The sequence below is a fragment of the Flavobacterium cutihirudinis genome (assembly GCF_003385895.1).
GTDB classification, from domain to species: domain Bacteria; phylum Bacteroidota; class Bacteroidia; order Flavobacteriales; family Flavobacteriaceae; genus Flavobacterium; species Flavobacterium cutihirudinis.
Genome location: NZ_QRDQ01000007.1, coordinates 51,377 through 66,862 on the forward strand (window position 1 = coordinate 51,377; position 15,486 = coordinate 66,862).

The 15,486-nt window shown below is 34.1% G+C and carries 12 protein-coding genes; 7 read left to right on the top strand and 5 right to left on the bottom strand.

Annotation, left to right across the window (positions count from 1 at the left end):
- Window positions 1–2 precede the first annotated feature (2 nt).
- The 5 genes from BD847_RS00235 to BD847_RS00255 form a co-directional block, all read right to left on the bottom strand.
- Window positions 3–449 carry a GNAT family N-acetyltransferase gene (locus BD847_RS00235; protein WP_115886271.1) on the bottom strand — a complete coding sequence of 149 codons (447 nt, stop codon included), beginning with the start codon at window positions 447–449 and terminating at the stop codon, window positions 3–5.
- Between the two features lie 205 nt (window positions 450–654).
- The gene (locus BD847_RS00240) at window positions 655–996 is read right to left on the bottom strand and encodes a hypothetical protein (protein ID WP_115886272.1); all 342 of its coding nucleotides are present in this window, start codon (window positions 994–996) and stop codon (window positions 655–657) included.
- A 22-nt stretch (window positions 997–1,018) separates the two neighbouring features.
- Window positions 1,019–2,560: an MFS transporter gene (locus tag BD847_RS00245; RefSeq protein ID WP_115886273.1), complete on the bottom strand. Its 1,542-nt coding sequence runs from the start codon at window positions 2,558–2,560 to the stop codon at window positions 1,019–1,021.
- Window positions 2,547–4,118: a glycoside hydrolase family 10 protein gene (locus tag BD847_RS00250; protein ID WP_115886274.1), complete on the bottom strand. Its 1,572-nt coding sequence runs from the start codon at window positions 4,116–4,118 to the stop codon at window positions 2,547–2,549. Before BD847_RS00250 ends, BD847_RS00245 begins: the two co-directional genes overlap by 14 nt.
- Window positions 4,119–4,423: 305 nt before the next feature.
- The gene (locus tag BD847_RS00255) at window positions 4,424–5,632 is read right to left on the bottom strand and encodes an anhydro-N-acetylmuramic acid kinase (RefSeq protein ID WP_115886275.1); all 1,209 of its coding nucleotides are present in this window, start codon (window positions 5,630–5,632) and stop codon (window positions 4,424–4,426) included.
- A 284-nt stretch (window positions 5,633–5,916) separates the two neighbouring features.
- Between BD847_RS00255 and BD847_RS00260 the strand changes: the two genes are divergently transcribed.
- The 7 genes from BD847_RS00260 to BD847_RS00290 all read left to right on the top strand — a co-directional run bounded on the left by BD847_RS00260 (window position 5,917) and on the right by BD847_RS00290 (window position 15,322).
- On the top strand, window positions 5,917–6,777 hold the full coding sequence (locus tag BD847_RS00260; protein WP_244201535.1) for a hypothetical protein: 861 nt from the start codon (window positions 5,917–5,919) through the stop codon (window positions 6,775–6,777).
- A gap of 2 nt (window positions 6,778–6,779) precedes the next feature.
- Window positions 6,780–8,024: an AAA family ATPase gene (locus BD847_RS00265; RefSeq protein ID WP_115886276.1), complete on the top strand. Its 1,245-nt coding sequence runs from the start codon at window positions 6,780–6,782 to the stop codon at window positions 8,022–8,024.
- A gap of 26 nt (window positions 8,025–8,050) precedes the next feature.
- Window positions 8,051–8,791 (top strand): hypothetical protein, encoded by a 741-nt coding sequence (locus BD847_RS00270; protein WP_115886277.1) that lies wholly within the window; start codon window positions 8,051–8,053, stop codon window positions 8,789–8,791.
- A gap of 82 nt (window positions 8,792–8,873) precedes the next feature.
- Complete coding sequence (locus BD847_RS00275; protein ID WP_115886278.1) at window positions 8,874–9,158, top strand: hypothetical protein; 285 nt, start codon at window positions 8,874–8,876, stop codon at window positions 9,156–9,158.
- Window positions 9,159–9,309: 151 nt separating this feature from the next.
- Window positions 9,310–9,600: a hypothetical protein gene (locus BD847_RS00280; RefSeq protein ID WP_115886279.1), complete on the top strand. Its 291-nt coding sequence runs from the start codon at window positions 9,310–9,312 to the stop codon at window positions 9,598–9,600.
- A gap of 568 nt (window positions 9,601–10,168) precedes the next feature.
- Window positions 10,169–13,075, top strand: coding sequence for an FAD-binding and (Fe-S)-binding domain-containing protein (locus tag BD847_RS00285; protein WP_115886280.1), 2,907 nt, complete (start codon window positions 10,169–10,171; stop codon window positions 13,073–13,075).
- Window positions 13,076–13,387: 312 nt separating this feature from the next.
- On the top strand, window positions 13,388–15,322 hold the full coding sequence (locus tag BD847_RS00290) for an amino acid permease (protein WP_115886281.1): 1,935 nt from the start codon (window positions 13,388–13,390) through the stop codon (window positions 15,320–15,322).
- Window positions 15,323–15,486 lie beyond the last annotated feature (164 nt).

Sequence of the window (15,486 nt, forward strand, 5' to 3'; positions counted from 1 at the left end):
TATTATAGAGTCTTTTTCATGCAAACACTATTATCCATTTCTTCGTAAGGCGGATAATTTGGAATGATGGTATAATTTAATTTTTGATATAAGTTGATGGCTTCCGGCTGGTTTTTGCCAGTTTCCAAAATAGTATAAGTATAACCCACTTCTTTGGCCCAGATTTCTAATTCGGCTAAAACTTTTGATGCAATTCCTTTTTTCCTGTAATCTGGATGAACATACATTCGTTTGATTTCTGTTTTGTCGCTTTCTTTTTCGCGGAAAGCGCCACAACCAACAGGAATGTTATTTTCGTAATAAACAACAGCATGCTTTATTTTATCGGTTTTATTAAACTGATTGTAAAAAGCATGATCGTCTCCGTCTCTAATTGCTAAATCTTTGTCTAATAAAGCAACGAGATTTATAAAATCGATATCGTCTGAATTGGTTCGTTTTATGCTCATGATTTAGAATGCTTAGATTAGTGCCGTTTAGTTTTTTAACACATAGAAATATAGTGTTTAGTTCTTGGAAAAGGCGTTTCACTTTATTTAAATACATCCCGAAGCTTCGGGACTATGTGTTGAGAAACGAGTTTCTCTTTTTTATTCTTTTCACACAATCCCGATAGCTATCGGGACTATGTTTCTATGTGTTAAAAAAAATGTTTTATTTCAGTTTTGCCTTTTTTTGCTTAGCCAATTGTTTTTTTGTTTCAATTGCCTTTTCCAATCGGTTTTTAAAACGGAAAAGTTTTGGCAAACCTTCCAAGCGATCTACAAGTGTAATTTCTTCATAAACCAAAATTGCTTTTTCTAAAACCCTGATTTCGTTTTCTAGATCAAGTTGGTTTTTGTAGATCGTTGCTAAACGATCGTAAGGATGATTTCCTTTAAAGCTTTCCGCGACATTTTCCTCATACAATTCAATTGCTTTTTCTAGATTTTCGATTTTTTCGAACTCAGCTCCTTTCAAGTTGCGTTCGGTCTGCAAATTTTCATTGATTTCCATAGGTAAAAGTTTGATTTGGGGTTTAAACTTCTTCTGCTTTTTTCCCAAAATCTTTCGGGAAAATTAAAAAACGGGATAAAATAATACCTGGAATTGTGGCAATTAAAACCCAAATAAAGAAGTTTCCATAGCCTAAATATTCCTGAACGTAACCGCTCAACATTCCGGGAAGCATCATTCCCATTGCCATAAATCCGGTTGCAATTGCGTAATGCGCTGTTTTTGATTCTCCTTCGGCAACATGAATTAAGTACATCATAAAGGCAGAAAATCCGAAGCCATAACCAAATTGTTCAATTACAACAACAGCATAAATGTAATAAATTGAAGCCGGATGAAAATGTGCGAGTAAAATGAATCCAATTATTGGTAAATGCATCGTTAAAATCATTGGAAGCATCCATTTCGTTAATCCTTCTTTTGAAATAGCTATTCCTCCAAGAATTCCGCCTAACATTAAAGCAATTAAGCCACAAGTTCCATATATTAGTCCAATAGATTCAGTGTCAAGCCCCATTCCACCAACATCGATAGTTTTTTGATTTCCTTTAGAGTCGATTAGACTTTTTATAAAATCAATTCGTGCTTTGTTTGCAGTTTCATATTCCTGTTTATCGTCTTTCTTAACTTCTTCCAATAGCTTTTTTTGATCTCTCATTTCTGCTAATATTGGAAGATTTGAATATAGCGACTGCAATTCTGTTGCAGATAATTTTTCTCCTTTTATAACTTTCGAATTATATAAATCAAGTGCTTTTACCTGACTTTCATCAGAAGCTAATTCTACCAGTTCATATTTTAACGGATCTATCAAAAAGGGTGTCAGCATTTTCATTAGCTGTGATTCTCCTAATCGAAATAATAAGATAAAAGCAATGACAATCAATATTTGTTTTTTCTTAAAAAAGCTGGCAAATACACTTGCAAAATTTTGTTTGTTGGTTGCAGCTGGTTTTTCGCCCGCATTTATTTCTGTTTTTGGAGTCGCAAAAAAGTTGTAGACCGTTATAAAAGTCATTAACAAACCAACAGAAACCATTGTGTACGACCAGGCTTTTGTATTATCACTATATTTCTGTTCCAAATAACCTGCAAAAAGTACAACCAGTCCGTTTCCGGCTAGCATTGAAAGTCTATAAAAAGTACTTCTAATTCCGATAAAAAAAGATTGTTTATCTTCGGGTAAAACCAATAAATAAAAACCATCGCTCGCAATATCATTTGAGGCCGAAGCAAAAGCGGCAACCCAGAATATAGCTAAAGTAATAATGAAAAATCCCTTCGCAGGAATCGTAAATCCCACTAATAAAAAGGCAATTGAAATTAGCAATTGCATCGATAAGAACCATTTTCGTTTCGTTCCTGTTAATTCAATAAACGGGCTCCATAATGGTTTAATAACCCATGGCAGATATAATAAACTAGTGTAGAGACCGATATCTTTATTTGAAATGCCAAGATTCTTGTACATTAAAACTGAAACCGAAATGATTATGGCATAAGGTAATCCGGAAGCAAAGTTTAGAAACGGAATCCAGAACCAAGGTTTATTATCTATTTTCATTAGGTTGATTTGGTGTATAGTTTTTAAATGGCTTTTTTAGGTCTATAGCAGTTGGCGTGCTTTCGTTGGCGTAATAATCAATAAAAGTGAAAGCGCAAGCTTTATAAAGATTCAGTTTTCCGGCAGCAATTGAAAAAGTGATTTGTCCATCAACTTCTTTTACGGTCACTTTTTCTACAATTTTTGTGGCATCATTAATATCGATTTTTGAAATGTGTTCACCTCCATAAACTACCATATAACGCACGTTTGTATTCAGCGGACTTTTTACCGTAAAAGTGTATTTGATACTGTCTTTAGAATATTCCGCTATTTGTGGCGTGTCGATAATCACGTGTTTTAAATTCGGAACTGCAGCAGGAAGCGCTGGATATTGATATTGATTTTCTTCAAGATGACGAACCACGTCAAAGTTTTTGTTCATGAACCATTTAGAGCTGAAATAAGCACTTCCGGAAACATTTTTAAAGGTTCTCAAAAAGTCAATTTGAGTTGGAATTTCCTGCATAAAATTCCAGCTTTTATCGCCATCGGCTCTAATTTTATATGTAGCGTGACCAATATAAATGGCGGTATTATTAGAGTTTTCAGACCACCATTTTACTAATTTTGAATAAGAAGCTCTGGTGTTATTCATGCTCCAATACAATTGTGGCAAGATATAATCGATCCATTTTTGATCCATCCATAAAATTGGATCAGCGTATAAATCGTCGTAATTTGATGTTGATGCAGTTTCAGAACCTCTCGGATCCTGTGTTTTGTTTCGCCAAACCCCAAACGGACTAATTCCGAATTGAACCCACGGTTTACTGGCTTTTATAGTTGTTGAAATCGTGTGTACAAAGTTGCTCACGTTTGCGCGACGCCAATCGGCAAGGCTTAAACCTGCTCCATATTTTTTGTAAGATGCAGAGTCGTTAAATGTTTTTCCGGGGATGGTATATGGATAAAAATAATCATCAAAATGAATCGCGTCGATGTCGTATTTGTCAACTACTTCTTTTACGACTTTCGTCAAATGCGCCTGAACTTCCGGCAATGCAGGATCATAATAATATTTTCCGCCATATTCAATCATCCATTCCGGATGTTTGAAAAGATCGTGTCCTGGGCTTAAAAGGTTTTTGTTCAAATCGAAAGTCGCGCGATACGGATTCAGCCACGCATGAAATTCAAATCCGCGGTTATGCGCTTGCTCGATCATCCACGCTAGCGTATCATAATAAGGATTTGGAGCCAAACCTTCTTTTCCTGTCAAAAATCTTGACCAAGGCGCAAATTCAGAAGGATAAATCGCATCACCAACACTTCGAACCTGAACAATAACGGCGTTAAAATTTAGTTTTTTGTAGTTTTCCAGAATCTCAAGATAATCTGCTTTTTCTTTTTCAACGTTGTCAGCAGCTGTTTTTGGCCAGTCAATATTTACAACAGTTGCAATCCACACACCTCTGAATTCGTTTTTAGGATGCAGTATTTTTTCCTGTGAAGTGGATTTCCATCCAAAGAAAAACAAAAATATAATAGAGTATAGTAAGTGCTGATTTTTATGCATTTCAATCTTTTATTAACAAAAACCAAAAATAGTTTCTTTTGCCACGAATTACACGAATTTTCACAAATTATTTTTTAAAGGAATAATTAAAAAGAAAAAATAGTGCAATTTGCGTAAGTAATGGTATTTTTTTTTAGCCGCGAATTACACGAATTTTCACGAATTGTTTTTTATACAGTCAGAAAAAATTAGTGGAAATTCGTGTAATTCGTGGCAACTTTTTTATAGCCACAGATTAAAGGATTTTATAGATTAATCTTTTTAATCATTTATCCCGATAGCTATCGGGAGTGGCAAAAAAATATTTAGCTTGGAAATGAAATTTTCCCCATTGTTACCGATGGAATTCCTTTTTTTGAACCAAAATTATAATTTCCTCCCGCAACCGTTTCATTCGCCAAAACGGCAAATAAAACCGCTTCTTTTGCATCGCCTGAAATTCCGAGAACGTCGCTTTTTTCGAATTTACAAGACAATAATTCCTGTAACCAACTCACCAATAACGGATTCCTCGCGCCGCCGCCCGACATATAAACTGTAAACTCTTCGATTGGTGTTTTAGTATTTTGTACAACAAACAAAACCGCTTCGGCAATCGTTTCGGCGCTTAGGCGCGTTAAAGTGGCCAACAAATCTGGTGCCGAAATACTTTCTAAACCTAATTTTACCAAAGCCGAATTCACAAATTCATGGTTGAATAATTCCTGACCAATGGTTTTTGGGAAGCTTTTCTGGAAGAAAGCGTCACTTTTTAATTCGCTTAAAAGTGCTTGATTTACAGTTCCGCTTTTAGCGATTTCAGCATCTTTATCGAAACTTTTTTCAGGGAAAAACTGTTTGGTGAAAATATCAATTAAAGTATTTGCGGTTCCCGTATCGGTTACAAAAACTTCTTCCGCGTTTTGTGAGGCTGGCAAATAAGTAAAATTTGCAATTCCTCCCATGTTAAGCATAATTCGGTTTTCGCCTTTTTTGCTGAATAACAAATAATCGCCATAAACGGCCAAAGGCGCGCCTTCACCGCCCGCTGCAACGTGTTTTTGTCTGAAATCAGATAACGTTATAATTCCGGTTTTTACCGCAATATGATCGCCGTCGCCAATTTGCAAAGTCGCATTGGGGAATTTTTCCTGCTGATGTAAAAACTTTGGCGCGTGTAAAACCGTTTGTCCGTGTGATGCGATTAAATCAATTTCGCTTGCGGGAATATTCCATTTTGAAAGACAATCGTTAATCATTCCGGCGTGCAAATCGGCAATCCATGCGTTTAGCAAAACCAAATGCTGAAAATCGATTGTTTTTTTAGCAAACACTTTTCTGATTTCGGTTTTAATGTCTTCGCTGTAATCGATGGTTTCAAACTGCTCGATTTTTACAACTGTATTTTCGCCTTCGCCCGAAACTTCACAAAGCGCCAAGTCAAGTCCGTCAAGCGAAGTTCCGGACATTAAACCGATTATTTTTCGGGTTTCTTTTTGAGCTATTTTGTAAAGGGCGGTTATATTTTTATTCATTTTGATGGAATGCTTTTTTGATAATGCTAAAATGGGATTTATTTGGGGATAAATTTAGAGAAAGTTGGGGATTTTTTGTTTTGAGTAGAATAATATAAATCTTGCTTTTCATTGATATAAAATTACTTTGGAGAATCTATGTAGTTCTTTGTTCATGATTTTAAGAAATTATTAGAGCGCTTAAATATTTTAAATACGGTTTTCCATAATGGAAAGATGTTCTTTAAAAGTATATTTACATTGAAAAAAATCAAATAATCTTTATCAAAATAATTAGAACAAGTATGATATTCAATATTTATTACATCAATTTCCCTAAAGTTTATGAAATAAAAATGATGCTTAGTAATGTAGTATCTTTAAGCAAAGAGATAACTAAGGATAAAATCACGGAAGGAGATGCGTCTTTAAAAGCAAAATTTGGACTAAATTTTATGGAAATGTTTAAACTAGGTGATGTTGAATCAGGTGGAAACATTAAAGGTTCAAATTCGAAAAAAGTTTTAGAAACTTTTGAAATTAAGACAACTAAATCTGTTATTTTGGATGATGTTGTAAAAAGTAGCAACACAATTACTTCTTTCGAAAAAATTGAAGAAGGAGAGCTTGTCAAATTAGACAATATAAAACTTTCCCTTGAAAATGAAATTGAACTAAGGATGGTTAAATTTATGAATGGGGGCGCTTTTAAAGATTTAGTGGCACCTGGCACTAATGGAATGGATATGAATAATATTTTTAATTCAATGTTTAAAGATTATGCCTATAAAATTAAAGGCGAAAACGAAAATTTGGACAATAAGATTTTATTTAAAATTCCTTTAACATTTGAAAGTGAATTTGAAAGTTCTTACAGTGTAGATGATTTATTTGTAGGAAAGGTTTCGATAGTAGGGCTTTATAAAGGGAAAATAAAAGTTGATGATTTAAAGAATTCTTTTGAATATTTTCAAGAAATTGGTCAGCTTCAAAATTCTTTTAACATAAATAAAGAGGATGACGAAATACAGGATAGCCATTATTCTGCTCAAAACGTGAATAGCACTCCTTTTGATTTTAAAAGTTCCGGAGATGGTAATGATTATCATTATATTGATTTATTGGCGATAGTTCAAAATGTTAATATTTCATCAAAAAACGACTAGTAATGAGGTTAGAGTTATTATTTTATGAGAAAGATGATTTTTTTGATTATAGAGAATTAAAATACAGTGAAGGATATTCCATTATTAGTGTTTCTAAATTCATAAAAGATAATGAGTTGATTTATGAAGTGGATCCAGAAACGGAAATCATTGACCTTTCAGTTCTTTCAGAGTATGTAAGTCTTCAATTATTACCAGAGCAAATACTGCCTCTATTTGATGATGAAATTATTTTTATTGCTGATAAAAAGCATAAAAAACTTCTATCATATGAATTACGATTTCTTTTTAAAGATTTTAAAGATGTAGAAAAAAGTTATTTAAATAAAGAAGTTAATTTAGAAAATGATTCAAACGAAATACCAAAAAAAAGGCATACTAAAATTATTGATTTAGATGATGAATCTATTGAGGTGTTTTTTCAAAGTTTTAGAGAAAAATTATATGGGCATCCTAAATTTAAAGATGATTTAAAAGAAGAAATTAATACTTTCAGAATTTTTAATAAACTGGGAGAACATAAAATACTTTCTTTGTTTTTAATGGGAGATTCCGGAGTTGGTAAGACAGAAGTAGCAAGAACCATGTTCAATTGTCTTGATGGTAAAAAGAAATTAGCAAAAATAAACTTTGGGAATTATAGTAATGAATTTTCTTTAAGTTCATTAATTGGTTCCGCTAGAGGATATACGGGGAGCGATGATGGCGAAATATTTATGAAAGTTAGAGACACTGATGTCGGGATTCTCTTAATAGATGAGTTTGAAAAATCAAACGCATCTTTATTTAATTATTTTTTGGATGTTTTGGAAAGTGGTAAAATGACAAGCTCCTTAGGTGATGAAATTGACTTGAATGGGTTTATTATTATTTTTACTTCGAATATTAGCAAAGAGGATTTTTCTAAAAGAATTTCCCCTGAATTGAGATCAAGATTTAATTATAAATGTATGTTTACTGTACTAAGTAATAAAGATAAAGAGAAATATATTGAATTTAGGGTTGGAAGTTTAATCAAAAAAGTAAAACAAGAATACAATATTGAATTTCCTGATAATACGATTAATTATTTTGTAAAATTAATTGATGTATCAAAATATAAAAATATGCGTGATATAAATAAACAAATCAAAAAAGTTTTTTTAAAATATATTGAAGATAATAATTATATCGATATTGAGCATGAAGAAGTTCAGTCTGCATCAAAATTTGCTGTAGGCCGGAAAATTATTAGTTTATTTAGATAAATAAAAATAATTCAAGAATATTTTAAATGCCAAATTTGATTTCTCCAAATGAAATAGATGTTGATGGCTTTTTAGATGATTATTTTTTTTATCGATTAGTATTTATAAACGTTTTGGATACTAGTCTAATTGAGATTGAAGATAGTCTTCAGATTGTTGAAGCAACGGATGTTAATTTTCGCTATATAAAACTAATTAATGATGAAAATGATAATTTATCAGTATTACGTTTACAAGAAAAAAACTATGGTGGTAATAGATATTATTTAATAAATAAGTCGTACTCATTTGTACAACAAAAGGGTTACGCGTCAATTTTATACGAATATTGTTTTTGTCATTTGGAATTACCTATAATTTCTGATAAATATCAAACAAAAGCAGGTTCATCAAACTTGTGGAGTAAACTCCATAGAAAAATAAATAAAAACTATGAAATTTTCATTTACAATGATATAATAGAAAAAAGTAAAAGATTAAACTCAAAAGTTAATGATTACTCAGTATGGGGAGTGGACTTAGAGATTGTGGAAATTTATAAGCAAACAAAAGATTTTCAATTTGATGCTATTGACTACCGAGATGTTTTTGAAGTTTATGATCCTTATACAAATATAGGTAACGAATATATTCATAAGCAATTGGAGGATTTTATAAAAAATGGATTAGCTAAGAGGAAAAATAAAAAATCATTCAAGCAAAAAGTTAATGATAGAGTGCATCTTAGGTTAGTCGGTAAAAAAAAAATGACAAAATCTATTCCATGATTTTATAAGATATTATCTGTGTACAATACTTTTCAGTAAAATTTATTAGCTTTATTTAATTAATCAGATAAAAAATACAATTATGGATTTTAATATTTTAGAAGAAGGTGAATTTTCAGAAGCTTTTTTTGTAGAAAAAATTAATCAAGCAAAACGGCGTATTGTTGTTGAAAATAATTTGACAGATTTTAACTTTGATAAAGTTAGGCACTCATTAAGTATAAGCTTAAGCACTAATGGCCGGTCATTTCAAGGTCAGTATATAATTTATGAAGTTCAAAGTGGCAAACATATTATTTGTCATTTAGAATGCTTTATGGATCACAACTTTAAATATATTGATATAGTTGCAAGAAGTATAAATTGAAAAAGTTATTTAGGATGTTTTTTGGGTGTTTATATGAGATAGCACGATTTACAATCCGATATCGATAATTTATTATTATACTTATTCGGGAAATTATCCTTGTAGGATTTTCAAACAGATGGCAAAAATGTTACATCTATATCATTAAGACATGAGTTACGAAAAAATCAGAGAAGAATTTATTAAAAGTGCGGAAGAGTATATAAACGCAAAGCGCCAACCTTTTGAAAAATTATCAGGTATCGAACTAGTAGATGCAAAATCTCGTTATCTGGATGATTTTCAAGATTACATTACGCACCTAAACTTTACATTAAATGCATTGATTGACGAGCATTTGATACCTTTTCAAACCCTTGAAGAGGCAAATGCTTTTCAAGCTTACATGAAACCAACTTTTGGTAGTATTGCTGTAAAGTTTACGGAAGGACTTATTGATTAAATTTCTTCAAAATCATCATAAGGTAATACTTCGATATCCCAACTTTAGATATAAGATTCCATATTTTGTGTCCACAATCAAAATGCTGACGCTAGCGAATGAGCCTTCTTCAACCATCGGAGACGTATAAGCATCCAAATTATACGTCATGCACCGTCAAAATTGAGCCTTTTCGGGTCATTTTTGAGGTCAGAGACGTCAAAATTGGAGTCATGCTACCTCAAATTTGACGTCGATAACCTCAAATTTGACCTTCAAGACGTCAAATTTGGAGCTCGGAACCTCAAATGACCAGTATAGAACGTCAAATTTGGGGTTTGGAACGTCAATTAACCATTATCGAACCTCAAATTTGGGTTTGATTTTCAAAAGAGAAGATTTACATTTTCATAAGCCTTCTCCCGATAACTATCGAGAACGCTCAGGATGACAACCAGGTTAAAATTTCAAAAATAAAATCCCAAATTCCAACTCAAAAAACGATCTCAAAGAAAACCTCTGAACCTTTGTCACTATGTCACTTTGAACCTTAAAAAAATCCCTATTTTTGTATTTCAAAAGAAAGCAAATGTCAATACTTAAGGATTTAGAGCAATTAGCCGGCGAACTCGAGGGCACACTTTTATACGATGATCTTCATAAAACACTTTATTCGACAGATGCATCGGTGTACCGGATTCGGCCAAACGCGGTGGCTTTGCCTAAATCTACGGCAGATATCAGCAGGTTAATTCGCTTTGCGAGAGAACACAATATTTCGGTTACGCCAAGAACGGCTGGAACTTCACTTGCCGGACAAGCCGTTGGCGACGGACTTGTGATTGATGTTTCGAAGCATTTTACCAAAATATTAGGTTATAATGCCGAGAAAAAAACGGTTACCGTTCAGCCCGGCGTTATTCGCGATGAACTTAATTTATATTTAAAACCTCACGGCGTATTTTTTGCACCCATTACATCAACATCAAACCGTGCGATGATTGGCGGAATGGTGGGAAATAATTCTTCCGGAACAACTTCAATTCGTTATGGCGTTACGCGCGATAAAATTGCGGAAGTAAAAGCGATTTTGAGCGATGGATCGGAAGTAGTTTTTGGTGAATTGACTTCTGCAGAATTTATCGAGAAAACCAAAGGCGATTCTTTAGAAAATAAAATCTACAAAAGCGTTTACGACGAACTTTCGTTAAAAGAAAATCAGGAAGAAATTATAAAGGAGTTTCCGAAACCGGAAATTCACAGACGAAATACAGGTTATGCGGTTGATATTCTGCTAAAATCAGAAATCTTTGGCGGAACTGAACCAACAATAAACCTCGGAAAACTACTTTGCGGAAGCGAAGGAACTTTGGCCTTTACAACCGAAATTACTTTAAAAGTTGACGATTTACCGCCGGCGCACAGTATAATGGTTGTTGGGCATTATCATACGATTCAGGAATCTTTGGAATCTGTTGTGGTGGCGATGAAACATCATTTGTACACTTGCGAAATGATCGACGACACGATTTTAGATTGTACCAAAACGAATCGTGAACATATTAAAAACAGGTTCTTTTTAGTTGGCGAACCTAAAGCGATTATGTTGTTTGAAGTAGCATCGCACACTTTAGAAGATGCCGAAAATCAAGCAAACGCGTTAATTGCCGATTTAGAAAAACACAATTTTGGTTACGCGCTCGTAAAAATTTACGGTCCTGATATTGACAAAGCCAACGAACTGAGAAAAGCCGGTCTCGGACTTTTAGGAAGTATTGTAGGCGACAACAAAGCAGCCGATTCAATTGAAGATACAGCCGTAGAATTAAGCGATTTGCCAGCTTATATTGCGGAGTTTTCGGCGATGATGTTAAGCCACGGACAGGAAGCGATTTATTATGCTCATGCAGGTGCGGGAGAATTGCATTTGCGTCCGGTTTTGAATTTGAAGAAAACGGAAGATCTAAAATTATTCAGAACCATTGCGACCGATGTGGCGCATTTGGTGAAAAAATACAGAGGTTCGTTAAGCGGTGAACATGGTGACGGAATCGTGCGCGGCGAGTTTATTCCGTTTATGATTGGCGAGAAGAATTATGAATTGCTGAAAAGGATCAAATTAGCGTTTGACCCGAATTCGGTTTTCAATATCGGAAAGATTGTCAACGCTTTGAAAATGGACGAAAACCATCGTGTAATTTCGGGCAGAGTAGAACCGGATATTAAAACGTTTCAGGATTTCTCAGATAGTTTAGGGATTTTGCGTGCGGCCGAAAAATGCAACGGTTCTGGCGATTGCCGAAAAATGCCATCAGCAGGCGGAGCAATGTGCCCAAGTTATCGTGCGACGCGAAATGAAAAAGAAACAACTCGTGCAAGAGCAAACGCTTTGCGCGAATATTTGACATATTCTGAAAAAGAAAACAAATTTGACCAGAAAGAATTATACGAAGTTTTTGAGTTGTGTGTGAGCTGTAAAGCCTGTGCCAGCGAATGTCCGAGTAATGTTGACGTTGCGACTCTTAAAGCAGAGTTTTTATACCAATACCAAAAAGCAAACGGATTTTCGACCCGAAGCAAGATTTTTGCCAATAACGCCAAATTGAACAAAATGGGAAGCAAATTCCCGTCGATCACGAATTTTATTTCGAATCAGTCATTGGTCAAAAAAACAATGGGAATTGCGCCTGAAAGACAAGTTCCGCTTTTAGCGAAAAAGACTTTTAGAAAATGGTATGAAAACAACAAACCAAAAAACGCCGATTTTCCAAACGGACAATTGTATTTGTTTGTTGATGAATTCACGAATTATTATGACGTAAATATCGGGATTGATGCTTTTGAATTGTTGACGAAATTAGGTTACGAAGTTTTAATCGTAAATCACGAAGAAAGCGGAAGAACGTATCTTTCAAAAGGGTTTTTGGAAGAAGCTAAAAAGATCACGGATATCAATGTCAATATTTTCAAAGACTTAATTGCCGCGAAAGCGCCATTAATTGGAATTGAACCTTCGGCGATTTTGACTTTTAGAGATGAATACTTACGATTGGCATCGGATAAAGAAAATGCTGAACGTATTTCGCAAAACGCTTTCACCATTGAAGAATTCTTCAAAAAAGAAATTATCGACGGAAAAATAACGCCAGATTCGTTTTCGGAAGAAACAAAAGAAATCAAAATTCACGGACATTGCCATCAAAAGTCATTAAGTTCTGTTGAAGCGACTTTCGCCATGCTGAATCTTCCAAAAAATAATACGGTTACGATTTATAATTCGGGTTGCTGCGGAATGGCGGGTTCTTTTGGTTATGAAAAAGAGCATTATAAAGTGAGCATGCAAATGGGCGAGGACACACTTTTCCCAAAAGTGCGCAACACTGCCGAAAAAGTGAAAATCGCCGCTGCGGGAACGAGTTGCCGTCATCAAATTTATGATGGAACAAAACGTGAAGCACAGCATCCGGTTAGTATTTTGAGGAATTGTTTGAAGTAAATTTTAACCGCAAAGGACGCAAAGAATTACGCAAAAGAACGTAAAGTTTTTTTGCCTCTCGCAGATTTTGCTGATTGAGCGGATTATCTAAAATTTGCGTAATCTTTTCATTGCAATAAAATCAGCTATATCTGCTAAATCTGCGAGAGAAAATATAGACACAGATAGAAAAAATAATTCGTGAATTCGTGGCAAAAAAAACATTAGAAAACAAAATCATCTATTATATTTGAAATAAAGATAATTTTTGCATTATTTGCAAAATAAAACAAAAACAACTGAATTAAATTAATTTATAACAGTAAAACATATATGGCATTATCAAGCTTATTCCGAAAGAAAACAGTACAGGATATTCTAAAGCAGGTTGCTCAGAACGAAACAGACGGTCATAATGCATTAGGAAAACATTTGACTACAAGAGATTTAACTGCATTCGGGATAGCGGCTATTGTTGGGGCAGGAATCTTTAGTACGATTGGAAAAGCCAGTGCAGACGGCGGACCAGCTGTTATTTTCTTATTCTTATTTACCGCTTTGGCTTGTAGTTTTGCTGCTTTCGCTTACGCTGAATTTGCTTCGATGGTTCCGGTTTCAGGAAGTGCTTATACGTATTCTTATGTTGCTTTTGGAGAATTAATTGCATGGATTATTGGTTGGGCATTAATCATGGAATATGCCGTCGGAAATATAACGGTCGCAATATCCTGGAGTGACTATTTTACTGGATTGCTCCAGAGTGGCGGAATCCATTTACCACAATGGATTCAGATGGATTATCTAACCGCTTCAAACGGATTTAACGACGCCGAAGCTTTAATGCGTGGCGGAAAATCGTTCGAAAATTTAAGCGTTGCTTTACAACAAGCACATACAGCCTGGACAACGGCACCAACAATCGGTTCTTTTCATTTTGTAACGGATATTCCGGCTTTGTTTATCATTATTTTGATTACAGCTTTGGTTTACAGAGGAATGAAAGAATCTCGTAACGCAAGTAACTTAATGGTAGTTGTAAAACTTTGCGTTGTACTTTTGGTTATCGCAGTCGGCGTATTTTATGTAGATACAGCAAACTGGGATCCGTTTGCTCCAAATGGAGTTGGAGGAGTTTTAAAAGGAGTATCAGCAGTTTTCTTTGCTTATATTGGTTTTGATGCTATTTCGACAACTGCAGAAGAATGTAAAAACCCACAAAGAGATTTACCACGCGGAATGATGTGGGCGATTATCATTTGCACAATATTATATATTGCCATTGCCTTGGTTTTAACCGGAATGGTAAAATATCACGAATTAAATGTTGGAGATCCTCTTGCGTTTGTTTTCGATAAATTAGACTTAAAATGGATGTCGGGAATTATTGCTGTAAGTGCAGTAGTGGCAATGGCGAGTGTTTTATTGGTTTTCCAAATGGGGCAACCTCGTATCTGGATGAGTATGAGCCGTGATGGTTTATTACCAAAGAAATTTTCTACTGTTCACCCAAAATTCAAAACACCATCTTTTGCTACAATTGTAACTGGTTTTGTGGTTGCGGTTCCGGCTTTGTTTTTGAACTTAACAATGGTAACCGATTTGTGTAGTATCGGGACTTTATTTGCCTTTGTATTGGTTTGCGCGGGAGTTCTGGTTTTACAGAATAAACCAGATATTCCAAGAGGAAAATTCAAAACGCCTTATGTAAATTCGAAATACATTTTGCCTGTTTTAATGATTGTGGGTCTGTATTATGCTTTTACATTCAATAATAAAGCAACAATGGCTTTTATTAATAATGAAGCGCAAATAAACGATGCAACGACTATTATTACGTCTTTAAATAAAGAAGAATCGGCTAAAGTTTTCAGTTATTTAGAAAGTATTGATGTTCAAAATAAAACTGCTGAAACATCAGATTTAGAACATTTATTAAGTCAATATCAAGACGATGACGCTAAATATGCTGAAGTTGTAAAAGGTTTACCAATTGATGATTCATTAAAATTTGAATCAGGTTTCAGTTTATTCAAACATAAAATCCCAATGTGGATATTCTTATTCGTTTTGGTTGGATTAGCGGTTTGGGCATTCAGAAAAAACCTGTCTTTAATTCCGCTTTTAGGATTAATCTGCTGCCTTTACATGATGGCCGAATTAAGCGTTTGGAACTGGATTTATTTTACAATCTGGTTGTTAATCGGGTTGTTGATTTACTTTACTTATAGTAGAAAAAATAGTAAACTTAATACTCAAGTTGTGAGTTAAATGTAAAAAGTTATATGTGAAAAGCCGTTCTGAGAATAATTTCAGAACGGCTTTTTTATGTAAACATCACTTAAATTTTCTCGCGCAGATTGTGCAGATTTTACGGATTTTTTATAGATACAATAATCAGCATAATCAGCCAAATCTGCGAGAGATAAATTTTA

Bases quoted from the DNA above. Each gene is read 5' to 3' on its own strand.
- BD847_RS00235 (WP_115886271.1), bottom strand. From the start codon at position 449: ATGAGCATAAAACGAACCAATTCAGACGATATCGATTTTATAAATCTC.
- BD847_RS00240 (WP_115886272.1), bottom strand. From the start codon at position 996: ATGGAAATCAATGAAAATTTGCAGACCGAACGCAACTTGAAAGGAGCT.
- BD847_RS00245 (WP_115886273.1), bottom strand. From the start codon at position 2,560: ATGAAAATAGATAATAAACCTTGGTTCTGGATTCCGTTTCTAAACTTT.
- BD847_RS00250 (WP_115886274.1), bottom strand. From the start codon at position 4,118: ATGCATAAAAATCAGCACTTACTATACTCTATTATATTTTTGTTTTTC.
- BD847_RS00255 (WP_115886275.1), bottom strand. From the start codon at position 5,632: ATGAATAAAAATATAACCGCCCTTTACAAAATAGCTCAAAAAGAAACC.
- BD847_RS00260 (WP_244201535.1), top strand. From the start codon at position 5,917: ATGATATTCAATATTTATTACATCAATTTCCCTAAAGTTTATGAAATA.
- BD847_RS00265 (WP_115886276.1), top strand. From the start codon at position 6,780: ATGAGGTTAGAGTTATTATTTTATGAGAAAGATGATTTTTTTGATTAT.
- BD847_RS00270 (WP_115886277.1), top strand. From the start codon at position 8,051: ATGCCAAATTTGATTTCTCCAAATGAAATAGATGTTGATGGCTTTTTA.
- BD847_RS00275 (WP_115886278.1), top strand. From the start codon at position 8,874: ATGGATTTTAATATTTTAGAAGAAGGTGAATTTTCAGAAGCTTTTTTT.
- BD847_RS00280 (WP_115886279.1), top strand. From the start codon at position 9,310: ATGAGTTACGAAAAAATCAGAGAAGAATTTATTAAAAGTGCGGAAGAG.
- BD847_RS00285 (WP_115886280.1), top strand. From the start codon at position 10,169: ATGTCAATACTTAAGGATTTAGAGCAATTAGCCGGCGAACTCGAGGGC.
- BD847_RS00290 (WP_115886281.1), top strand. From the start codon at position 13,388: ATGGCATTATCAAGCTTATTCCGAAAGAAAACAGTACAGGATATTCTA.